The following is a 22867-nucleotide window of genomic DNA, read 5'->3' on the forward strand; positions in this document are numbered from 1 at the left end:
CGGCATGTCTTCCACCCACGCGGCCGTGCCCAGCAAGCGCGGCGAGGTCATCGTCGACCAGGTCAGCTGCGACTTCAGCGGCAATCGAGTGCTCCACGAGACCGATCTCGCGGTCGAGGCCGGCGAGTTCTTCACGCTGCTGGGCCCCTCGGGATCCGGCAAGACCACGCTGCTGCGCATCATCGCCGGGCTCATCGATTTCACCTCGGGAAGCGTCGCGATCGACGGCAGCGATGTCACGCACCTGCCGACGCAGCAGCGCGACATCGGCTTCGTGTTCCAGAACTACGCGCTCTTCCCTCACCTGACGGTCGCGCAGAACATCGCGTTCGGCCTCAAGATCCGCAAGGTCCGCGGGCCGCAGCTCGCGAAGCGCGTCGATGAGATGCTCGAGCTGACCGAACTCGGGGCGCTGCGGGATCGCCACCCGTCCCAGCTCTCCGGCGGACAGCAGCAGCGCGTGGCTCTCGGGCGCGCGCTCGCGCAGCGGCCCCGGGTGCTGCTGCTCGACGAGCCGCTCGGGGCGCTCGACCGCCGCCTCCGCCAGGACCTGGGCGCCGAGATCCGGCGCATCCAGCAGGAGTCGGAGACCACCGCGATCTACGTCACCCACGACCAGGAGGAGGCGTACATCCTCTCCGACCGCATGGGTGTCATGGAGGCCGGCTACATCCGTCAGGTCGGGGCTCCCCGCGAGGTCTACAGCTCCCCCAACAGCGGCTTCGTCGCGAGCTTCCTCGGCGAGACGAACAGCTTCGCCGCCGAGGTCGTCGCGCAGGACGTGACCGGCACCGCGGTGCGGGCGGGCGAGTTCGTCGTCACGACCTCCGGCGGACCGCGTCTCGCGGTGGGCGACGCGTGCACGCTGAGCGCACGCCCCGAGCAGATCCGGCTGAGCGCCGACCTCGGCTCCGTGCCCGCGGGCTACGAGCCGGTGGCGCACGTCACCGTGACGGATGCCCGCTTCTTCGGGCAGACGATCCGTGTGCGCCTCGCCGACGCGAACGGCACGTACCTCGTCGACCTCGACAGCGCCGAGCCGATCCCCGAAGCCGGCGCCCCCGCCGTGATGAGCGTCCGCACTCGCAGCGCGGTCCTCATCCCCTCCTCGTAATCCCCAGGTAGCACCCCACCCCAGCATGCATCCAAGGAAGGACACGCATATGAAAAAGAATCTGACCCGAGGGGCATCCCTCGGCGCGCTCGCCCTCGCCGGCGCGCTCGCCCTCACCAGCTGCAGCGGAGGCGGCGACGCGTCCGAGGCATCGAACGGGGGCGGCGAGATCTCCGGCGACATCCTGTTCTACGACACGAGCGGCGGCGACGTCTGGGAGGGCCTGAACGAGACCCTCTTCGCCGACTTCACCGAGGAGACCGGTGTGAAGGTCGTCGACGACTACAACGAGGCGTCCACGAAGTTCTTCGCCGCCGCGCAGAACGGTGCGGTCGACTGGAGCCTCGTATTCCTGCCCTCGCTGAGCGACGCGCAGCAGGCCGCCGACAGCGGCTACCTCGCCGAGATCGACACGAGCGTCGTGCCGGTCGACCAGCTGGCCGAGGGTACCTACTCCGAGACGGGCATCGAGGTCGGCACGTTCGGCATGGTGCTCGCTTGGAACACCGACACCTGGCCGCTCGACGGGGAGCACCCGCAGACTTGGGAGGACCTCTACGACACCGAGAAGTTCCCGGGCCAGCGCTGCCTCTTCAACAACCCGCAGTACGGCTGGACCCTCGAGTCCGCGCTGCTGGCCGACGGCGTGGCCGCCGACGACCTGTACCCGCTCGACACCGAGCGCGCCTTCGCGAAGCTCGGCACCATCAAGGACAACGTGACCTGGTGGTCGAGCGGCGCGCAGTCGATCGAGAGCTTCGAGAATGGCTCGTGCGACCTCGGCATCGTCTGGGCGAACCGCGCGTTCACCGCGGCGCAGAACGACTTCCCGATCTCGGTCAGCTGGGATCAGGCGGGCTACGCCAACAGCGTGTGGGCGATCCCCGCTGACGCGCCGAACCCCGAGGCCGCGCAGGCGCTGCTGAAGAGCGTCATCGAGAACACCGAGGGCCAGATCGCCTTCGCCTCGAAGGTGCCGACCCCGATCCCCGCGTCGAGCACGGGCGTCAGCGTGAGCGACTTCCCCGAGGACATCCAGCCCTTCCTCCCCGTCGGTGACAACGTGACGACCGCGATCACGCTCGACGCCGACTACTACAAGGAGAACAACGCCGATCTGACGGACCAGTTCAACCGCTGGGTCGCGCAGTAGGCGGCGCTCCGCACAGACCGCGGGGCGCCGAATCGACACGCCCAACGTTTCGGCGCCCCGCCGCACTCCCGCACCACCGTTCCACCCGCTCCACCCCACCGACGAAAAGGACTCACCCGTGAAGATCGTTTGCATCGACGGAGAATCGCAGTACGCCGAGATCGTGCGCCGCGACGTCATCGAGCCGCTCCGAGCGGCCGGCCACCAGCTCGACTGGTTCGAGGAGCGCTTCGCCGACGAGGAGGCGACGATCGCCCGCGCCCAGGGCTACGACGCGGTGTACATCATCGCGGACCAGGGTCCGCTGCCCCAGAAGTTCCTGTCGTCGGTGCCGAGCCTGAAGCTCGTCAGCTTCGTCGGCACGGGCGCGCACCGGTTCGTGGATGTCGCTGAGGCCGAGAGCCTCGGGATCACTGTCACCAACGTTCCCGACTTCGCGAGCCGCAGTGTCGCCGAGCACGCCATCGCGCTCGTGTTCGCCGTGGCGCGGCGCGTCACCGAGGGCGACCGCATCGTGCGGGCCGGCGAGTGGGCCAAGCACCAGGGGCTGAAGCTCCGCGGGCGCACGCTCGGCGTCGTGGGCACCGGGGCCATCGGCCGCGAGGTCATCCAGATGGGCGCCGCGCTCGGCATGGACGTCGTGTACTGGAACCGCACCGTGCGTCCCGAGATCGAGGCGGAGCTCCCCGGCCGTCGCGTCGAACTCGATGAGCTCTTCCGGGTGAGCGACGTCGTGTCGCTGCACCTGACGCACACCCCCGAGACCGAGGGCCTCGTCTCGGCGGAGCTGCTCGGCAGCCTGAAGCCGTCGGCGATCCTCGTCAACACGGCGCGCGCCGAGATCCTCGACCACGAGGCTCTGTTCGCCCTGCTGCGCGAGAACCGCCTCTTCGGGGCCGGGCTCGACGTCTTCGAGACCGAGCCGCCCGCGCTCGACCAGCTCCCCGTCGACCAGCCGAACCTCGTGCTCACGCCGCACGTCGGCTTCCACACCGACGAGGCCGACGAGGTGTTCGCAATCGCGGGCCGCAACATCGTCGCCTTTGCCGAGGGCAACCCGACGAACGTCGTCCGCAGCGCCGACCTCTAGACCCCGACACCCACCGAACGAAGTAGAAGGAATCCATGGAAATCCGCCACGCCACCCACCCCGACGAACTCGGACGCATGAGCGACGAGGAACTGCGCGCGCGGTTTGTCCTCAGCAACCTCTTCGAGGCCGGCCGCCTCACCGTGGTCTACAGCCACGAGGACCGCATGGTGCTCGGCGGGGTGCAGCCGGTGCCCGGCACCCCGGTGCAGCTCGAGAACTACCCGGAGCTGCGCGCCGACTACTTCTGCCAGCGGCGCGAGCTGGCCGTGACCGCGCTGAGCGGATCCGGCACCGTGGTCGTGGACGGGGAGCGCTACCCGCTGTCGTACATGGACGCGCTCTACATCGGGCGGGGGGCGCGCGACATCTCGTTCGAGGCCGAGGCCGAGGACACGAACTTCTTCCTGTCGTCGGCGGTGTCGCACAGCGACTACCCGACCACCCTCGTGCCCCAGGCCGAGGCGCTCACCACGGAGACCGGTGAGCAGGAGACGGCGAACCGCCGGGTCGTGCGCAAGCACATCCACGAGGACGGCGTGCAGAGCAGCCAGCTCGTGCTGGGCATCACGGCGCCGAAGACCGGCAACGTGTGGAACAGCATGCCGCCCCACACCCACGACCGCCGCACGGAAGTGTACGCCTACTTCGATCTCGCCGAGGACGACCGGGTGTTCCACTTCATGGGTCTGCCCGGGCAGACCCGCCACGTGGTGCTCAAGAACCGCGACGTGGTGATCTCGCCGTCGTGGTCGATGCACTTCGGCGTGGGCACGACGAACTACTCGTTCCTGTGGGTGATGGCGGGCGAGAACCAGTCGTTCGGCGACATGGACCAGATCTCGGTGCCGCAGATCTAGTTCGACGCGGATCTGAGTGCCGTAGACCTCGGTCGACGCGTCAGGAGGGGGGTGTTCCGGTTCGCCGGGGCGCCCCCTTCGGTGTTCTCAGGTGGGACGGCTCCGCCAATCGTGCCCACCCCTGCCCTGTCGGCCCATCCCGGTCCACCTCGCCCTCCCCCACGACGCCCACGCCGCACCAATTGCGGCGGAGATCTCACGAATAACGGAGCGAATCCCCGAAAACGCTCCTGCACGGGTGAGATCTCCGCCGCAATTGGCGCGGTGGTGCGATGAGCGGAGGCGCCAGACCGCCCACCACCCTCAATCCCCAGGCACCACTGCCCTACCCCAGCGCGATGTCTGGCGTCTCCTCGTCCTCGTGCAGCGACGTCCAGACCGACTTCAGCCGCGTGTAGAGCTCCACCGCCGCCCGGCCGCCCTCGCGCCCGTATCCGGACCGGCCGATGCCGCCGAACGGGACCCGATCCGAGATGACGCCGTAGGTGTTGATCCAGATCGTCCCGGCGCGCAGCCGGTCCGCCACGCGGTGCGCCCGCGCGACATCACGGGTCCACACGCCCGCAGCCAGTCCGTAAGACGTGTCGTTCGCGCGCTCGACGGCCTCGCGCTCCGTCTGGAAGGTATCGATCACGGCGACGGGGCCGAAGACCTCCTCGCGCACGATCTCCATGTCCGGGGAGACGTCGGCGAGCAGCGTCGGGCGCACGTAGTACCCCTCGCCGGGCGCGCTCGGCAGCTCGGCCTGCGCGAGCACCGTCGCTCCCGCCGCGACGGCGTCGCGCACCATGCGCTCGGTCTTCTGCTGCTGGGTCTGCGTCGTCTGCGGGCCGACCTCGGTTGCAGGATCGAGCGGATCCCCCACCCGCACCGCGCGTGTGCGCTCCGCGAGCCGCTGCAGCAGCGCGGGCGCACCAGAGCGCTCGACGAGGATCCGGCTCCCGGCGATGCAGGCCTGCCCGGCATTGCCGAACACGCCGCTCACGAGCCCCTCGACGGTCCGGTGCTCCGGGGCGTCGGCGAACACGAGCTGCGCCGACTTTCCCCCGAGCTCGAGCGCGGTCGGCACCAGGTTCGACGCTGCGGCTCGCGCGATCGCGGCGCCCGTGGCGTCGTGCCCGGTGAACACGATGAGCGCGATCCGGGGGTCGCCGGTGAGTGCCTCCCCGGTCTCGCGGCCTCCCGGCAGCACGCGCGCGACGCCCTCGGGCACCCCTGCCTCGCGCAAGAGCCCCTCGAGGCGCAGTGCGCTCAGCGGGGTCTCGGGCGACGGCTTCAATAGGCAGGCGTTGCCGAAGGCGAGGGCGGGGGCGAGCTTCTTCGTCGCGAAGATCAGCGGGGCGTTCCACGGCACCACGGCTGCAACGACCCCGTGCGGTTCGCGCTTCGCGTAGGTGAGGAAGTCGCCCTCGACCGGGATCACGTCACCGGTCGTCGAGGCGGCGAGCTCCGCGAACACCCGGAAGGATCCGGCAGCGCGGCGCACCATCGCCAGGCTGGACGCGATGGGCGCCCCCAGGTTCCGCGCCTCGATGGTCGCGAGCTCCGCCTCCTCCTCGAGCATCAGGTCGGCGACGCGGCCGAGGATCCTGCCACGCGCCATCGGCGTCATGTGCGACCACTCCGCGAAGCCGCGCTCCGCGTCCGTGATCGCGGCGCGCACCGCATCGGTGGGCGTGTCCGCGATCTCCGCGAGCACACTCCCGTCTGCCGGAGAATACACAGTGGTCATGGCGTCTCGCCCTTTCGTCGTCGTTCGATCTACCGCGCGCCTCGGGCCGCGGCGGCCCGATCTACAACGCGCCCCGCGCCGCGGTCACCCCTCGGGCACCCGCACCCGATCCCGGCCCGGGATCACCGCCGGCACCGGCGGTTCGGCGCGCAGCGGCCGGGTCGCATCGAGCCCCATCCGCGACGTCGTGCCGTCGGGGTCGAGGCTCCGATCGACCGGGTTGCCGCGCCCGCGCCCGATCAGGTGCAGGTCGCGGTCGGGCTGGAACGACGTGGCGATCGCGCGCTCCACCGCGTCGAGGTCGTACACGTCGACGTCGTGATCCACCACGACGACCTGCTTGAGGTCCCGGTGCCCCGCGAACGCCGAGACGATCACGTCGCCGGGATCCCCCGCGATCCGGCGCCGCACGCTCACCACGGCGTGGAACTTGCGCAGCCCGCCGAGGGTGACGTGCACCTTTTCCACGCCCGGTACCGCGGCGCGGGTCGACCGCAGCAGCACGGCCTCGTTCGGAAGCCCCATGATGTTGAGCTGCGCCACCGAGCCGGAGACCAGCCCGTGGTAGATCGCGCCGCGGCGCATCGTGAGCGCGCTCGCCCGGAACACGCGCTCGGGGCCGTGCTCGTAGGTGCCGTCGAACTCGGCGAACGGCCCCTCCTCGGCGGTGACGTTGGGAAGGATGTGCCCCTCGAGCACGATCTCCGCGTCCGCCGGGATCCCGATCGGCACCGAGACTCCCGTGGCGAGGCGCACCGGCTCGCGACGCAGCGCACCGACGATCCCGAGCTCGTCGAAGCCGTAGGGCGCTGCGCTCCCCGAGGTGGCGGCCGCCAGGTACGCCCCGGCGTCCAGCCCGAGCACCACGGCCACCGGCATCGGCCTCCCAGCGCGGTCCGCGGCCTCGAGCATGCGGTGCAGGTGGCGCTGCACCACGACGATGCCGGTCTCGCGCGGGCCGCGCACCTGCATGCGGTGGTACGAGAGGTTCCGCACCCCCTCGTGCTCCCCGATCACGACCCCCGAGGTGATGTACGGGCCGGCGTCGTGCTCGTGGTGTGTGAGGATCGGCAGCTGCGTGGTGAGGTCGACGTCATCGCCCTCGAAGATGAGTTCCTGCACCGGCGCCGTACCGGCCGCGGCATCCCACGCCTCCGGCACCACCGGGTGCGTGAGCGCCTCGAGATAGCGCTCGGCCAGGTCCTCGGCGCGCACACCGAGGCTCGTCGCGATCACCTCCCGGCTCGCGGTCGTGTTCATCACGACGGGGTGCGCGCTGCCGGCCACGTCCTCGAACAGCACCGCCCGGCCGGTCCCGGCCTCGGCGGCGGTCGCGCAGACCTCGAAGCGTCGATCCAGGCGGTGCGGGATCCGCAGCAGGCGCCCCGCGCGCTCCAGCCGCTCGAGCTCCTCCCGCAGCCCGCGCGAGGCGATCCCGGATTCACGCATGATCCCCCCTCTCCGGCCGGGCAGCCCCTGCCATCGCTGCGTGTGCTCCAGCGGGATCCCCGCGAGATCGAATGCGCGCCCGACGGTCTGCTGCACGATGTCGTCGACGGTCTGGGGGTGCAGGTAGAACGCGGGCATCGGCGGCATCACGATGCCCCCGTTGAGCGTGACCTGCTCCATGAGCTTGATGTGCCCGAGGTGGAACGGGGTCTCGCGGAAGAGCAGCACGAGCGGACGCCGCTCCTTCAGCATGACGTCCGCCGCGCGCACCACGAGGTTCGCGTCGTAACTGTGCGCGATCGCGGAGAGGGTGGTGACGCTGCACGGTGCGACGATCATCGCGTCGCACCGGAAGGATCCACTCGCGAGCGGCGCGGCGAGGTCGTGGTTCTTGTGGGTATGGTCCGCGAGCGCCCCCAGCTCGGCTGCCGTCAGCCCGGTCTCCTCGTGCAGCGTCTGGAGCCCCGAGCCGGTCACGATGAGGTGCGTCTCGAGGTCGGGCACGTCCGCGGCGCAGCGCAGCGCCTCGACACCGAGCGCCGCGCCCGAGGCTCCCGTGATCGCAACGACGAGCCGCCTCACGCCGGCTGCCGTTCCGTCGAGTGCGCCCCCGAGCCGGAAACCGCAGCGGCATTCGCAGCCGATTCGGCGTCCGCATCCGCCTCATCCTCGACCGCGGAGCGGAAGTCGCATCCGTCCGGCGCCTGCATGACCTCGGCCCGGTGCAGCTTGGCGAACGCGCTCTTCCTCGCCAGCAACCGGATCTCGGGCTCCCGGCTCGCGAGCGTCTCCTCGTCGACGAGCAGGTCGAGACGCCGCTCCCGCACGGAGAGCCGGATCAGATCGCCGGTCCGCACCTTCGACAGGGGCCCGCCGAGCGCCGTCTCCGGCGAGATGTGCAGCACGACCGTGCCGTACGCCGTGCCGCTCATGCGCGCATCAGACAGCCGCACCATGTCGGTGACACCCTGCGCGAGCAGTTTCTTGGGGATCGGGAGGTAGCCCGCCTCTGGCATGCCCGAGGCGATCGGGCCGCCGTTCTGCATCACCAGGAAGTCGTCCGCGGTGACGTCGAGGTCGGGATCATCGATCCGCTCGGCGAGGTCCTCGGGCGACGTGAAGACGACGGCGCGGCCGGTGCGCTCGAAGAGCTCGGGCGTCGCGGCGGCCCGCTTCAGGATCGCTCCCGTGGGGGCCAGCGACCCGAACAGGGTGACGAGACCGCCGACCGGGTTCACCGGGTCACTGGCGGGCCGCACCACCGCATGATCCCGGTACGTGTCCTCGGGGTCGATGTGGTCGCGGAGCGTGCCGCCGCCGATCGTCGGCGCGTCGAGGTCGAAGAGGTCCGGCAGCTCGCGCAGCACCGCGCGCACCCCGCCGGCGCGGTGGAAGTCCTCCATGTACCCGTCGCCGGTGGGCTTCAGGGAGACGATCACCGGTGTCTCATCGCTGAGCTCGTTGAAGCGCTCCAGATCGACCCGCACCCCGGCCCGGCGGGCCATGGCGGTGAGGTGGATGAGCGCGTTCGTGGAGCCGCTGATCGCGAGCAGCATCCGCAGGGCGTTCTCGACCGAGCGCTCGGTCACGAAGGTCCGGGGCGACGGTCCGCCATCGCGGGCAAGCTGCGCGGCGCGGCGGCCGCTCTCCTCGGCGATCCGCAGCCGATCCGCCGCCACAGCCGGAATGGTCGCGGAACCCGGCAGCGCAAGCCCCAGGGTCTCGACGATGCTCGCCATCGTGCTCGCCGTCCCCATCACCGGGCAGGTGCCGGCGGTCGACGCGAGCCGCTGCTTCACGAGATCGAGCCGGGCCCGCGTCATCGTTCCCGCGCGGTACTGCCCCCAGTACCGGCGGCAGTCGGTGCACGCTCCCAATCGCTCGCCCTCGAAGCTCCCCGTCATCATCGGACCGACCGGGAGCACGACGGTCGGCACGTCGGCCGACAGCGCCGCCATCGTCTGGCCCGGGATCGTCTTGTCACAGCCGCCGACCATCACCACGGAGTCCATGGGCTGGCCCTTGATCATCTCCTCGGTCTCCATCGCCAGCATGTTCCGGAAGTACATGGACGTCGGGTTGAGGAATCCCTCGCCGAGCGAGATCGTCGGGAAGACCATGGGCAGCGCGCCCTCCATGAGCGCCCCGCGCTTCACGGCCTCGATGAGCTCCGGAGCGAGCCGGTGGCAGTTGTTGTAGTCGCTCGCGGTCCAGGTGATCCCGACGATGGGTCGGTCGAGCGCCTCCTCGCTGTATCCCATGCTGGACGCGAAGGCCCCCCGCAGGTAGGCCGCGAACTCGGGGTCGCCGTAGTCGGTGAGTCCATTGGTGATTCCCATGGTCAGAGCTTCCTCCTGAGGTCGACGATGGACGGCACGGTCTTCAGGTAGTCCACGATGCGGTTCATGCTCTCGATCGCGACGAGCTTGCCGCCCAGATAGCGCTCGACGAACCAGCTGTCGTCGTCGGACGTCACGACGTCCGTGGTCTCGACGCTCGGCGGCACCCAGCCGGCGAGTCGGATCGACACGCCCACCTGGTCCGACCAGAAGGTCGGGGCGCCGGTCTCCCGCAGTTCCTTGCCCGCGATCACCCCGGCGAGCGTCTTGGCCTGCGACGTCGCGTTGAACACCGACTCGACGCGGGCCTCCTGTCCGCCCGGCGTGCGGAAACTCGCGACGTCGCCGATGGCGTAGAGCCCGGGGATGGTGGTCTCGCACTGCTGGTCGACGAGCACCCCGCGCCCGCACTCCGCACCGATCGCCTTCGCGAGCTCGAGGTTCGCGAGCGCTCCGACCGCGAACACCACCTGGTCCGCGGTGATCTCGGTGCCGTCCGCCAGCCGCACCCGCACCTCGTCGCCGTCCTCGCTGAGCTCGGCCACGAGGCACCCCAGGTGGATCGTCAGGCCCCGCTCCTCGTGGCGATCCTGCAGCCACCGAGAGGTGAAGCCCGACGCGCGACCCGTGAGCAGCGACGGGCTCGCTTCCACGAGCGAGACCTCGAGCCCCGACGCGGTGAGCGCACTCGCGGTCTCGAGGCCGAGGTACCCGCCGCCGACGACGAGGAAGCGGCGCGCGCCCGTCGCGATCGCGTCCTGCAGCCGCAGGGCGTCCTCGTAGCTGCGCACCGCGTGCACGCGGGTCGTCTCTCCCCACGGGGCAGGCACGGCACGGGCGCCCGTGGCGAGCACGCACACGCCGTACTCGATGACCCGACCGTCGTCGACGGTGACCGTGCGCCGCTCGGGATCGATCGCCGTGACGGATCGACCCGTCTCCACGGCGACGTCGATCTTCTCGTAGCCGGCCGCGCCGAGGAACGCCAGCCGGTCGATGTCGGCCCGCGACTTCATCACGCCCTTCGACAGCGGGGGCCGGTCGTAGGGGAGGTACGGCTCTGCGCCGAAGACCCGAACGCTGCCCTCGTACCCCTCGCGGCGGAGCGACTTCACGAGTTCGGCCGCGGCCTGTCCGGCACCGATGACCACGACGTCCTCGCGCGACGCCGTGACGGCGTGCTCGGCACTCACCGCAGGCCGCCGATGCAGACGTACTTCAGCTGGGTGTACTCCTCGAGGCCGAAGTGCGAGCCCTCCCGGCCGTAGCCGGAATCCTTCACCCCGCCGAAGGGCGCGACCTCGGTCGTGGTGAGCGACTCGTTCACCCCGACCATGCCGAACTCGAGCGCTTCGCTGACCGCAATGATGCGGCGGTAGTCGTTCGTGTAGAAGTACGCCGAGAGTCCGTAGACCGTCGCGTTGGCGCGCGCGATGACCTCCTCGGTCGTATCGAAGATCGAGATCGGGGCGATCGGGCCGAAGATCTCGGAGCGCACGATGTCCATGTCGTCGGACACGTCCGTGATCACCGCGGGCTGCACGAACGCGCCCGTGAGCCGCTCACCGCCCGCCAGCACCCGCGCGCCCTGTGCACGGGCGACGTCGAGCATGCGCACCACGCCGTCGGCGGCGCCGGCGTTGATGAGGGGCCCGATCTCCGTGCCCGCCGTCATGCCCGACCCCACGCGCAGGGCGGCGGCCTGCTCGGCCAGACGCCGCGAGAACTCCTCGGCGACGCCGCGCTGCACGAAGATGCGGTTCGTGGCCACGCAGGTCTGTCCCGCGTTGCGGAACTTGCTCGCCATCGCGCCGCGCACCGCGAGCTCGAGATCGGCGTCGTCGAAGACGATGAGGGGCGCGCTGCCGCCGAGTTCCAACGACAAGTGTTTGAGCGTGTCCGCGGATTCACGCGCGAGCTGCTTGCCCGTCGGCGTGGATCCGGTGAACGAGATCTTGCGCACCAGCGGGTGCGCCGTGAACGCTCCGCCGATCTCGCCGCCCCGACCCGTCACGACGTTGAAGACCCCGGAGGGGATCCCCGCCGCGTCGGCGAGCAGGGCGAGCGCGAGGGCGCTGAGGGGCGTCTCGGCGGCGGGCTTCGCGACCACCGTGCAGCCGGCGGCGAGCGCCGCACCGGCCTTGCGGGCGATCATCGCCGCCGGGAAGTTCCAGGGGGCGATGACCCCGACGACCCCGAGGGGCTCGCGCTGCACGAGGAGGCGCCGGTCGGCTGTGTTCGCCGGGATCGTCTCGCCGTACAGGCGCCGGCTCTCCTCCGAGAAGAACTCGAGGTAGGCCTGGGACTGCCGCAGTTCGTTGCGCGCCTCCTGGAGCGGCTTGCCCTGCTCCGCGGTGAGGATCCGCGCGAGCGGCTCGAGGAACTCCCCGATGAGGTCGTGCCAGCGTCGGAGCAGCACCGAGCGCTCCTTCGCCGGCGTGCGCCGCCAGGAGGCGAACGCAGCGTGGGCGGCCTCGACGGCCCGGTCCACGTCCGCTCCGCCCATCGCGGGGACCGTGCCCACGATCGCCCCCGTCGCCGGGTCGAGCACGTCCTGCGTGCGGGCGTCGATCCCGCCCCGCCAGCCCCCGCCGACGAAGGCCTGGGCCCGTGCGGGAAGCGCGTCCAACTGCGCGAGCATCTCTTCCATGCGGCATCTCCTCACCAACTGCACCCTCGTGCCGCTCCCCGGCAGCACTGCTGAATGACCTCATCGTAGAATCGCGGGAACCCGCCTGATATGTGCGCCGGCACAACCATGCCGGGCTCCTTTGGGCGGCGGCACGTTCCGGGTCGCGCGCGTGCACGAGACGATATGTTCTGGGCGAACTTCTGCCCGACGACGGCGGGAACCGCCCGAGAGCGCGGAGCAGCGGTGGTGGATCCCATGAGACTTCCCAGAGCCTTCTGGTTGCTCTTCGCGGCGACGCTCGTCGCCCGCACCGGCTTCTTCGTCGAGTCCTTCCTGACCATCTTCATGAAGAGCGACGTCGGGTTCTCGCCCAGCCAGGCGAGCCTCGTGATGGCGCTCTACGGAGCCGGGGGTGCGCTCACCACGCTCCTGAGCGGCCCGCTCATCGATCGCTTCGGCCCGCGGGCCGTGCTGACCGTGGCGCTCACGGCCACGGCGCTCGCGGCCGGCGTGCTCGCGCTGCAGCCGCCCGCGTGGCTCGTCGCCCCGATCGTGCTCGGGGTCGGGTCGTTCGGGCAGGTGATCATGCCCGCGTCGAACACGATCGTCGCCGAACGCGTGCCGCGGTGGCAGCAGCGTCGCGCGTTCTCGCTGATGTTCGTCGCCCTCAACGCGGGCCTCGCGGTGGGCCCGCTGATCGGCGGTTTGCTGTCCTCCGTCTCGTTCCCCGCGATGTTCGCGACGGGGATGGCGCTGATCCTGATCGGCGCGCTGCTCTCCGGGAGGATCCGCCCGGAACGCCCGGACACAGCCGAGCGCCCGGACTCCCCTGAACGCCCGAGCCACGAAGGCATCGCGCCGAAGCCGGCCCGCCGCGCGCCCTGGCTCGCCGGGTTCGCCGTCGTGCGGCGCGATCGCCTCTTCCTGGTGTTCGTCCTCACCAACTGCCTCTTCATGGGGGTGTACCTGCAGGTGTTCGTGACGCTGCCGCTCTTTATGGTCACCGACGGTCTCGGCCCGAGCGGCTACGGGGTGCTGATGGCGCTCAACGGCACGCTGCTCGTGCTGCTGCAGCTGCCGGTCGATCGAGTGCTGCGACGCTTCCCCGTGGCGCCGCTGCTGGCGGTCGGCGCGGCGCTCCTCACCGCGGGCACCGCGCTCAACGCGGGCGCGTCATCCCTCTGGGCGTACTGCCTGATCGCGCTGCTCTGGACCGCGGGCGAGCTCATCAACATGCCGCTCGCCGCCAGTGTGACCGCCGGCATCGCGCACTCGGAGCACCGCGGCCTCTACCTGGCCTGCCACGGCCTCGCGTTCCCCGTCGGCATGACGATCGCCTCGCTGGTCGGCGGCTTCGCCCTCGAGCACCTGCCCCAGCCCAAGCTCCTCTGGATCTTCGTGGCCGTACTCGGTGCGGGCGTGGTAGCGCTCCGGATCCTCACCGCCCGCGCCATCGGTCGTCGCCTCGCCGAGACGAGCGCAGAGCCGAGCGGCGATCCGAGCGCAGATCCGAGCGCCGCCTGACGACTCGCCGTCAGCCCATCTCCATCGCGCGCACGGCGAGGTAGAAGTTCACGAGATCCTCGAACGAGTTCAGGTCGCAGCCCGTCAGCTTCTCGATGAGCCGCAGACGATAGCGCAGGGTGTTGCGGTGCACGAAGAGCGCCTGCGCCGCCTCGGCGCTCTGGCAGTCGGCGTCGAGGTAGACCTGCAGCGTGTGCACGAGGTCGGAGTCGTTGTCGCGGTCGTACTCGAGCAGCGAGCGGAGGATCTGCTCGCCGACACTGCGCAGCGGCACCTTCAGGCTTGCGAGCATGAGCCGGGGCAGGTGCATCGAGCCCCGAGAGGATGACGAGATCCCGGATCGCATCGATCCCTGAGCCTCCAGCCACGACAGGCGGAGCCCGGCGACGCCGGAGTACGGACTGCCGACGCCGATGCGCGTCTCCCCCAGGCGGTCGAGGTGGCGGTGGAGCGCCTGTTCGAGCTCGTCCACGGGCACCTGCTCCGAGCACATCACCGCGACGATGCCGTCGACGAGCGCCACGGCGTAGCTCCCCGAACCCGCCGGCACGAGCGTCTCGACGTTCCACGGAATGTCCTCCAGCAGTCGCGGCGCGCACTCGACCCGCGCCAGCACGACGCGGTTCGGCGACTCGAAGCTCATGCCCCCGCGCGCTAGACGACGCTGCGCCTCGAAGTCCGCGAGATCTCCCTGGATGTAGTCGCTGATCACCTGCCCCAGCAGCTCGCGGCGACCGTGCTGCTCGGCCTGCCGACGTGAGAGCTCCAGCGCGACGAGTCCGAGGGCGAACCGCATGATCTCCGGCGCGGCGCCGACCCCGAGCGTGCAGACGAACGCCACGCGCTGGTCCGAGATGAGCACCGGATACACCGAGGTGCCCTCGATCGTGTCCCCCGCGCCGAGGGTGGTGCGGCGGGCGATGATCTCCTCGATCGGCCACGGCGTCGAGGTCGGCTGGCTCGCGATGAGGTTGCCCCAGTAGTCGACGACCGCGACCGGCACGGTGAGGAGGCGCCGCAGCCGAGTGAGCAGTCCCTCCATGCCCAGACGCGAGGTGAGCGCCTCGGTGAGGTCGGTGTGCGCCTGCAGGGTGCTCTGGACGGCGGCGAACTTGTCGCCCAGCGTGTAGTCGACGATGTACTCGCCGATCGATCGCAACGTCGTGGTGAGCGGCACCGAGATGAGCGGCAGGCCGTACTGGCTCGCGGCGTCGATCATGCGCTGCGGCACGACCTGGTGGGAGAGCCCGACGGCGATACCGACGGCGGTCACCCCGACGGAGGAGATCCGCTGGATGAACCGCTCGATCTCCGGGGACTCGGGATCCTCCCACGCGCTGCCGAGGGTGAGGATCAGCTCGTCGCCGAGCAGGTAGGGCGCCGGGTCGACCATCTCCGTGACCGTGACCCAGCGGATGCTCCGGTCGAGGAGGTACTCCGGCACCTGCACGGCCTCGAGGTTCAGGGAGCGCTCGGCGAGCAGCGTCCGCAGCGTCGCGTACGAGCCGAAGCGGCTCTGCGTGGAATCCCCGGACCTGTGGCTCACCGCTGCTCCCTCGCCCTCGACGCTGAGGAGCCGGGCACGTGTGCCCGGCTCCTCACGGATCATCCCCCGAAAATCTCATCCCAGTTTAGCGGCGTCTCCGGGCGCCGCCCGGCAAGCCCGTCCTCGAGGTTGCGGATCGCGAGCTCCACCATCGCGCGTCGCGTCTCCTCCGTCGCGCTGCCGTTGTGGGGCTGCAGGATCACGTTGTCGAACTCCACGAGTGGGCTCGACACGGGGAGCGGCTCCTCCTCGAAGACGTCGAGCGCGGCGCCCGCGATCGTGCCCTCGCGGAGCGCGGCCACGAGGTCGTCGGTGTTGACGACGGCGCCGCGGGCCATATTGATGAGGTAGGCGCTCGGCTTCATGAGCGCGAAGTCCTCACGCACGAAGAATCCGCGGGTGCGCTGCGTGAGCGGGGTGTGCAGCGTGACGAAGTCGGAGCGCTGCAGCATGTCCTCCCACTCCGCCCACTCGGCCACGCCCGACGCATCGATCTCGGGGTTGCGCGAGCGGTTGTGGTAGAGCACCGTGATCCCGAGCGGGGCGACGATCTCGGCGAGTCGCCGACCGATCCGGCCCATGCCGACGACCCCGAGGGTGGTGCCGTGCACATCGTGCGTCAGCGGCGGCCAGGCGCGCTCCCACGAGCCGTCGCGAACGTAGCGGTCGTACGTGACGATACCGCGGCCGAGCGCGAGGATCAGGCCCAGGGTGAGTTCGGCGACCGCGTTGTCGAGCACCCCCGGGGTGTTGGTGACCACGATGTTGGCCGAGGTGGCCGCGGGCACATCGACGCTGTCGTAGCCGACCCCGTGGTTCGAGACCATGCGCAGCGACGGCAGCTGCGCGATGACCGCGGCGTCCACCGGCGTGCCGCCGTCCATGAACCAGCCGGCCGGTTCGCCGTACTGCGCGAGGTTCGAGGTCTCACCCTCGGGGACGTCGACCAGTCGGTAGGTCTCCGCGAGCCTCGCCCGCAGATCGTCGGGGAGGGACGACGAGATGAACACTGTTTCCATGCGTGGAACGCACCTTTCCATTGTGCGCCGGCGAGTGCCGGCCGGTCGTGGGACGTGACCCGTCAGAGATCGAGCTGGCGGGTCGGAATGTCGACCTCGATGCCGTCGAATTCAGGCTCCATCGGGATCTGGCAGGCGAGGCGGCTCGTCTCACCGAGCTCGGGCACGATCGTGAGCAGCGCGGCCTCGCTCGGCTCGGGTTCGGGCAGACGGGTCGCCCACTCCGGCCGCACCTTCACGTGGCACGTTCCGCAGATCGCCCCTCCTCCGCAGTCGGCGACGATGCCCTGCACCCCTTCCTGGCGGGCGCCCTCCATGAGGGTCCAGCCGTCGGGGACATCGATCTCGTCGCTCGACTCGCCGTCCGACGAGTGCAGCACCGCGCGCACCATCAGATGAACACCGTGAGCGCCTTGGCCAGCAGCACGCTCTGGTCGAGGTGGACCGTTCGGTGCTTCAGGAGCCAGCCGCCCTCGGACTCGACGAGGGTGTCGATCCGCTTCCCGACGAAGTGGTTGACCTCGTCGTCGATGCGGTTCTGGTAGACGAAGACCCGCGAGCGGGCCGTCACCTCGCGCGCGCCCGGCTCGCCCTCCACCGAGACCAGCACGGTGTTCGTGATGAGGTGGGACACCCGAGACGGCGGTTCCTCGGCCCAGTGGATGTTCGTGAGGATCTGCTTGACCCGCTTCTCCAGGGTCTCGTAGCCCTCGTCCATCCAGGCGTTGTCCAGCTGCTCGCGCGTGAACTCGTTGTCGCGCATCCGCGGAACGTTCCGCACGAGCGGGATGAAGTAGCGGACCTCGGGGTGCAGCAGCGTGAGCCACTCGGCGTACTCGCGGTAGTCGAGAATATCGGCCTCGCGGTAGAAGAACTGCGTGACCTCGTGCAGCAGTTCGATGTCGTCGCGTTTCGTCACGATTCTCCTCGTTTCTCCTCGGCCTGCCGTGCGGATTTCGTCGGGATCAGGCGGCCGGGTTTCGGCCCGGGTCCGACGCCGGGGTGCAGCTCCCGCCACGAGGCCGCCTTCATGAACTCGGCCCACCGGCGGTAGAAGATGCGGGCGTTCTCCTCGGTGAAGACGCCGTTCTCGACCGCGCCCTCGAGGTGCGGCACCTCGCGCGCGTGACCGAGGCCCATCTCGTAGTTGAAGTAGATGCTGCGCGAGATCTCACCGCGGCTGGAATCGGTCGCGTACGACCAGTTCTCCATGTCGTCGGACTCCGTCAGGCCGCCGGGTCCGGAGTAGCTCAGGTGGTAGTGCCGGGCCATGTCCTTCACGGCGTCGGGCGCGTCCTTGTCGACCAGGAAGATCCGCCACATCTCCATCTCGGTGGGCGAGATGGGGTGGAACACCGCGATCGTCCGTGGCTGCCGCCCGTGGAACGACATGTTCGGGAAGATGGTGCCGACCGTCATGCTCACCCGCGGCTCGTCGCCGAAGCGCTCGACGCGCCGCTCGTGGCTCTGGCGGTAGTACTCTGCCACCTCGGGGTTCGTCTGCCACTGCGGCTGGAACTCCGGCTCGGCGAAGTATGGCATCTCGCCGATGACCCCGTGCCCGAGCTTCGGGAAGCCGAGGGTGGTGACGTCGTCCGGCTCGTCGTCGCGGCGACCCGTGCCGCCCGAGGGGTTGATGCCGACGAGGTCGACGGAGCGGTGCGAGATGTCGTGGTAGTTGTCGCCGATGAAGTTCTCGGGCGCGAACTTCCAGTTCGACGGCACGCGCCACTTCAGGATGCCGCCGATCATCTCGTTGTTGCCCGGGGAGCCGTCGCGGCCGTCGAGCGCGTAGTCGAGGTATTGGCGCATGTCACCGAGGTAGTCCTCGAACTCCGGCGCCTCCGGATCCCACGACGCCCAGACGGTGCGCTTGTAGACCTTGACCCGGGGCGCCCGCACGAGGCCCCAGTCCTTCTTGTCGAGTTCGCCGTGGTAGTAGGTCGCGTGCCCGGGGACGCCGGCGAGATCGCCGGGCGTCTCGACGATGCGGCCGTCCATCGAGTACGACCAGCCGTGGTACGGGCAGGAGAAGGTGCGCGCGTTGCCCATGTCGTTGCGGCAGAGGCGCATGCCGCGGTGGGTGCAGGTGTTGAGCAGCACGTGCACCTCGCCCTCCATGTCGCGCGTCACGATGACGGTGTCCGTGCCCATCTTCGACACCACGTAGTCGCCGTTCTTCGCGATCTGATCCTCGTGGGCGACGAACAACCAGGCTCGCGCGAAGACGCGCGAGAGCTCCTCCTTGAACACCTCCTCGTCGACGAAGATCTCCCGGCTCACGAGCCCGGTCTCCTGGACGATCAGCTCATCGATCGGCTTCGGCATTGCATCCTCCTTGATTGTCGGCGCCGCACCGCGACGAAACGGTGTTGGTGCTCACGCTATTCATGGCTCCGTCGCCACTACATGTCTGGGCGCACAGCAAGTGCGGGCATCACTGTGCTGCCGCATAAGCATCGTCCGTGGCCGGTTCGAGCAGCCGGCACGCCGCCGCCCGGTCGGTCGAAAGGGTGATCAGCTCGGGCACCACCCGGTCGCATCCCTCGAACCGGAACGCGCAACGCGGGTGGAACACGCACCCGCTCGGGGCGTTCGCGGGATCCGGCACCTCCCCGACCAGCGTCTCGGGTCGCCGTCCCGTGCCGTCGGGCACGGGGATCGCGGCGATGAGGGCCTGGGCGTAGGGGTGCTGCGGATCGCGCCAGACGTCCTTCGTGGGCCCGGTCTCGAACACTCGACCGAGGTACATGACCACGACCCGGTCGGCGATCGCGCGCACCACTGCGAGGTCGTGCGAGATGAAGACGAGCGCGATGCCCTCGCTGCGGCAGACGTCGACGAGCAGGTTCGCCGCGTAGGCCTGGGCGGAGGCGTCGAGCGCCGAGATCGGCTCATCCGCGACGATGACCTTCGGCTTCGTGGCGATGGCCCGCGCCAGCGCGATCCGCTGCCGCTGCCCGCCCGAGAACTCGTGGCTGTACTTCATTGCGGCCGACGGCGGCAGACCGACCTTGCGGAGCACGTCGGCGACCTCGTTCACCGGGTTCACGCCCGTCTCCCGACGGTGCTTGATCCGCAGGGCGACCACCTCGGAGATCTGCGCCCCGATGGTGCGGCGCGGGTTCAGCGCGGCTGCGGAATCCTGGAAGATCATCTGCACCGGGAGCTGCGCGCGGTCGCGCCGCCGCCGCCCGAGCGTGTGCACCGGCACCCCGTCGAAGGTGATGCTGCCCTGCGAGAGCGGCGCGAGGCCCATGATCCCCTTCGCGAGCGTCGACTTGCCGCACCCGCTCTCGCCGACGACACCGAGGATCTCGCCCGGGGCGAGGTCGAAGCTGACGTCGTTCACGGCCTTGATGACCATCCGATCGCCGCGGCGGTACTCGATCGAGACCCCGTCGACGCTGAGCAGCGCATCCCTCATGAGCGGACTCCTTTCACATGGCAGGCGACCCGGTGCCCCGGTGCGACCTCGAGCAGCAGCGGTCGGCGATCCCGGCACACGGGCTCCACGTAGCCGCACCGCGGGCTGAAGCGACAGCCCTCGACCCACTCCCCGGCGGCCGGCGGTGTGCCGCGCATGGGGAGGAGCTCGATCTCGTCGCCGTCGCCGCGGTGCGGCACCGCTGCAAGCAAGGCCTCGGTGTACGGGTGGGTCGGGTGCTGGAAGACCGCCGAGGCGGCGGCCGTCTCGACGACCTCGCCCGCGTAGAAGACGGCGAGCCGATCCGCGATGCTCGAGAGGACCCCCAGGTCGTGCGTCACGATCATGACCCCGATGTCGAACTCGCGCGTCAGGTTGAGCAGCAGCTCGATGATCCCCGCCTGCACGGTGACGTCGAGCGCGGTCGTCGGCTCGTCCGCGATCAGCAGCGACGGATTGCAGGCGAGCGCCGTGGCGATCGCGACGCGCTGCCGCATGCCGCCGGAGAGCTGATGCGGGTAGGCGCCGAGCGTCTTGGCGGGATTGGGCAAGCGCACGAGATCGAGGAGCTCCGCCGCCCGGGTGCGGGCCGCGGCCCGGCGGACGCCCTGGTGCTTCCGCAGATGGTCGGTGAGCTGGGCCTCGATCGTGAGCATGGGGTGCAGGCTGCTGAGCGGATCCTGGAACACCATCGCGATGTCGTTGCCCCGGATCTTGCGGAACTCGCGCTCGCCGAGCGACGTCAGTTCGCGGCCCTCGTAGCGGATGGATCCCGTCACCTCGGCGTCGGCGGGCAGCAACCCCATGACGGCCATCGCCGTGAGGGTCTTGCCGCTTCCGCTCTCTCCGGCGATCCCCAGGACGTTGCCGCGGTCGACCCGGAGATCGACCCCCTCCACGATCGGCACCATCCGTCCGTTGATCGGGAGCGCGATGCGCAGATCTTCGACCTCAAGCAGACTCATGACTTCCTCCGCTTCCGCTGCACCGAGCGTTTGAGCTTAGGGTCGAAGGCGTCGCGCAGCCCATCCCCCAGCAGATTGAACGCGAGGGCGACCGTGACGATCGCGAGCCCCGGGAACACCGCGATCCACCACGCGTTGAAGTGGTTCACCCCGGCGGAGATCATCGCGCCCCACTCCGGCATCGGCGGCTGCGCGCCCACGCCGAGGAAGGACAGGCTCGCGAGCAGCAGGATCGCGGCACCCACATCCTGCGTTGCGAGCACGAGCGTCGGCCCGGCGATGCTCGGCATGAGGTCGACGACGATGGATCGCCCGGAGCCCATGCCCGCGAGCCGACTCGAGATCACGAACTCGGCGTCCCGGTAGCCCATCACGAGACCCCGCACGGTGCGCGCGTACATCGGCCAACTGACGATGATGCCCGCGAGCACCGCGTTCTGCACGCTCGCGCCGAGCGCGGCGGCGACCGCCATCGCGAGGATCACCACGGGGAACGCGAAGAAGAGGTCCACGAGACGCATCAGCGCCTCGTCGATCCAGCCGCCGAAGAAGCCGGCGATGAGGCCGATGATCGTACCGATGAGCATCGCGCCGACGACGAGGATGATCGCGAACACCAGCGAGATCCTCGCACCGTGGATCACGCGGCTGAACACATCTCGGCCGAGCTCGTCGGTGCCGAAGAGGTGCTCCGCCGAGGGCGGCATGAGCGCGGTCGCACCCTGCGCCGTGGCGCTGTAGGGGGCGATCTGGTCGGCGAAGACGATGACGATCACCCAGATCAGCACGATCCCGAGGCTGATGGCGAAGAGCGGCATGCGGAGCACCCGGCTCATTCGGGCCCACGCGGCAGCGGCCTTCATGCGGCGGCGCTCGACCGCGGCGGGGATCGAGGTCGTCGTGTCCGGCACCGCGGCGTCGGAAGATGCACTCATGTGAGTCTCACTCTCGGATCGAGCACCATGTAGCAGAGGTCGACGATCAGGTTGACGAGGATGTACGCGGTGGACACGAAGAGCGTGACACCCATGATCGCGCTCAGGTCACCGGTGGTCGCCGAGCGATAGGCGTAGAGCCCGAGCCCCGGCCAGTTGAAGACGGTCTCGATGAGCACCGTACCCGCGAGCAGACCGCCGAACGCGACGCCGGTCACGGTCAGGATCGAGCCGGAGGCGGCCCGCAGCACGTAGCGGCGCACCACGGTGCCGCCCGCGAGCCCCTTGGCGCGGCCCGAGCGCACGTAGTCGTTGCCCAGCACCTCGAGCACCGAGGCGCGGGTGATGCGGATGATCAGCCCGAGGGTGCTGAGGCCGAGCACGATCGACGGCAGGATCAGGTGCTGCAGCGCCGACACGAAGATGGCGGGTTGTCCCGCGAGGATCGAGTCGATGAGCAGGAACCCCGTGCCGCCCTGGATCTTCGGCAGGTTCGGGTCCACTCGGCCGCCGCTCGGCAGCCACTGCAGCTGCGCGAAGAAGATCATGATCATGACGATGCCGAACCAGAAGATCGGCGTGCTCACCCCGAGCAGGGCGAGCACTCGCGCGAAGTGATCGGGGAACTTGTTGCGATAGAGCGCGGCGGCGAGGCCCACGAGCACGCCCGTCACCACGGCGAGGATGATCGTCGCGAAGACGAGCTCCAGGGTCGCGGGGGCGTACGTCATGAGATCCTGCAGCACCGGCCGCTGCGTCTGCTGCGACATGCCCCAGTCGCCGCGGAGCAGGCCGGTGAGGTACACCCAGTACTGCACGATGAGGGGCTGGTCGAGCCCGTACTTCGCGCGGTACGCGGCGACGATCTCCGGATCGGCGGCGGCGCGCTCGCCCAGCGCCGCGACGGCCGGGTCGATCGGCACGAGGGCGGTGAGCACGAAGGTCACGACCGTAACCCCGAACGCCAGGAAGATCGTCAGCCCGAGACGCCGGAGCGTGTAGTGCAGCACCGGGTGCCGGGACCACCGGAGCGCACGCGCCCCGGCAGTCCCGGTCTCGGTGTCGAGTGAAGATGCCACGGT

The 22867-nt window shown here is 69.9% G+C and carries 19 protein-coding genes; 5 read left to right on the top strand and 14 right to left on the bottom strand.

Features of this window, described 5'->3' with window-relative positions; translation table 11 throughout:
• The first annotated feature begins 4 nt into the window (after positions 1–4).
• The 4 genes from MUN76_RS08940 (at position 5) to kduI (ending at position 4217) form a co-directional block, all read left to right on the top strand.
• A complete protein-coding gene (locus tag MUN76_RS08940) occupies positions 5–1114 on the top strand; it encodes an ABC transporter ATP-binding protein (protein ID WP_244684038.1) in 1110 nt (369 codons plus the stop codon).
• A gap of 49 nt (positions 1115–1163) precedes the next feature.
• Positions 1164–2267, top strand: coding sequence for an extracellular solute-binding protein (locus tag MUN76_RS08945; protein ID WP_244684040.1), 1104 nt, complete (start codon positions 1164–1166; stop codon positions 2265–2267).
• A 118-nt stretch (positions 2268–2385) separates the two neighbouring features.
• Positions 2386–3357, top strand: a complete 972-nt coding sequence (locus tag MUN76_RS08950) for a 2-hydroxyacid dehydrogenase (protein ID WP_244684042.1) — start codon at positions 2386–2388, stop codon at positions 3355–3357.
• Positions 3358–3392: 35 nt separating this feature from the next.
• Positions 3393–4217 carry a 5-dehydro-4-deoxy-D-glucuronate isomerase gene (kduI, locus tag MUN76_RS08955; protein WP_244684044.1) on the top strand — a complete coding sequence of 275 codons (825 nt, stop codon included), beginning with the start codon at positions 3393–3395 and terminating at the stop codon, positions 4215–4217.
• Positions 4218–4542: 325 nt separating this feature from the next.
• Here kduI and MUN76_RS08960 read toward each other — a convergent pair whose 3' ends face one another.
• The 5 genes from MUN76_RS08960 to MUN76_RS08980 form a co-directional block, all read right to left on the bottom strand.
• On the bottom strand, positions 4543–5949 hold the full coding sequence (locus tag MUN76_RS08960) for an aldehyde dehydrogenase family protein (RefSeq protein WP_244684046.1): 1407 nt from the start codon (positions 5947–5949) through the stop codon (positions 4543–4545).
• A gap of 84 nt (positions 5950–6033) precedes the next feature.
• Entirely contained in the window at positions 6034–7980 is a 1947-nt protein-coding gene (locus MUN76_RS08965; RefSeq protein ID WP_244684048.1) for a UbiX family flavin prenyltransferase/UbiD family decarboxylase, read from the bottom strand.
• Entirely contained in the window at positions 7977–9737 is a 1761-nt protein-coding gene (locus tag MUN76_RS08970; RefSeq protein ID WP_244684049.1) for a dihydroxy-acid dehydratase, read from the bottom strand. Before MUN76_RS08970 ends, MUN76_RS08965 begins: the two co-directional genes overlap by 4 nt.
• Before the next feature lie 2 nt (positions 9738–9739).
• Positions 9740–10930, bottom strand: a complete 1191-nt coding sequence (locus MUN76_RS08975; protein ID WP_244684051.1) for an NAD(P)/FAD-dependent oxidoreductase — start codon at positions 10928–10930, stop codon at positions 9740–9742.
• On the bottom strand, positions 10927–12387 hold the full coding sequence (locus tag MUN76_RS08980; protein ID WP_244684053.1) for an NAD-dependent succinate-semialdehyde dehydrogenase: 1461 nt from the start codon (positions 12385–12387) through the stop codon (positions 10927–10929). The genes MUN76_RS08975 and MUN76_RS08980 overlap by 4 nt, the downstream gene beginning before the upstream one ends.
• A 165-nt stretch (positions 12388–12552) precedes the next feature.
• On the opposite strand from MUN76_RS08980, the gene MUN76_RS08985 reads away from it, so the two are divergent.
• Positions 12553–13893 (top strand): MFS transporter, encoded by a 1341-nt coding sequence (locus tag MUN76_RS08985; protein WP_346730377.1) that lies wholly within the window; start codon positions 12553–12555, stop codon positions 13891–13893.
• Between the two features lie 10 nt (positions 13894–13903).
• Here MUN76_RS08985 and MUN76_RS08990 read toward each other — a convergent pair whose 3' ends face one another.
• From MUN76_RS08990 to MUN76_RS09030, 9 genes are all read right to left on the bottom strand, one after another.
• Positions 13904–15439 (bottom strand): PucR family transcriptional regulator, encoded by a 1536-nt coding sequence (locus tag MUN76_RS08990; protein ID WP_244684057.1) that lies wholly within the window; start codon positions 15437–15439, stop codon positions 13904–13906.
• A 59-nt stretch (positions 15440–15498) separates the two neighbouring features.
• A complete protein-coding gene (locus tag MUN76_RS08995) occupies positions 15499–16458 on the bottom strand; it encodes a 2-hydroxyacid dehydrogenase (RefSeq protein ID WP_244684059.1) in 960 nt (319 codons plus the stop codon).
• A 62-nt stretch (positions 16459–16520) separates the two neighbouring features.
• Entirely contained in the window at positions 16521–16838 is a 318-nt protein-coding gene (locus MUN76_RS09000; RefSeq protein ID WP_244684061.1) for a 2Fe-2S iron-sulfur cluster-binding protein, read from the bottom strand.
• 11 nt (positions 16839–16849) lie between these two features.
• Positions 16850–17377, bottom strand: a complete 528-nt coding sequence (locus MUN76_RS09005) for an aromatic-ring-hydroxylating dioxygenase subunit beta (protein ID WP_244684062.1) — start codon at positions 17375–17377, stop codon at positions 16850–16852.
• Complete coding sequence (locus MUN76_RS09010; protein ID WP_244684064.1) at positions 17374–18786, bottom strand: aromatic ring-hydroxylating oxygenase subunit alpha; 1413 nt, start codon at positions 18784–18786, stop codon at positions 17374–17376. The genes MUN76_RS09005 and MUN76_RS09010 overlap by 4 nt, the downstream gene beginning before the upstream one ends.
• 109 nt (positions 18787–18895) lie before the next feature.
• The gene (locus MUN76_RS09015; RefSeq protein ID WP_244684066.1) at positions 18896–19885 is read right to left on the bottom strand and encodes an ABC transporter ATP-binding protein; all 990 of its coding nucleotides are present in this window, start codon (positions 19883–19885) and stop codon (positions 18896–18898) included.
• Positions 19882–20850: an ABC transporter ATP-binding protein gene (locus MUN76_RS09020; protein ID WP_244684068.1), complete on the bottom strand. Its 969-nt coding sequence runs from the start codon at positions 20848–20850 to the stop codon at positions 19882–19884. Before MUN76_RS09020 ends, MUN76_RS09015 begins: the two co-directional genes overlap by 4 nt.
• The gene (locus MUN76_RS09025; RefSeq protein ID WP_244684069.1) at positions 20847–21785 is read right to left on the bottom strand and encodes an ABC transporter permease; all 939 of its coding nucleotides are present in this window, start codon (positions 21783–21785) and stop codon (positions 20847–20849) included. The genes MUN76_RS09020 and MUN76_RS09025 overlap by 4 nt, the downstream gene beginning before the upstream one ends.
• Positions 21782–22864, bottom strand: coding sequence for an ABC transporter permease (locus MUN76_RS09030; RefSeq protein WP_244684071.1), 1083 nt, complete (start codon positions 22862–22864; stop codon positions 21782–21784). Before MUN76_RS09030 ends, MUN76_RS09025 begins: the two co-directional genes overlap by 4 nt.
• Between the last annotated feature and the right edge of the window lie 3 nt (positions 22865–22867).

It is taken from the genome of Leucobacter rhizosphaerae, assembly GCF_022919175.1.
GTDB lineage: Bacteria > Actinomycetota > Actinomycetes > Actinomycetales > Microbacteriaceae > Leucobacter > Leucobacter rhizosphaerae.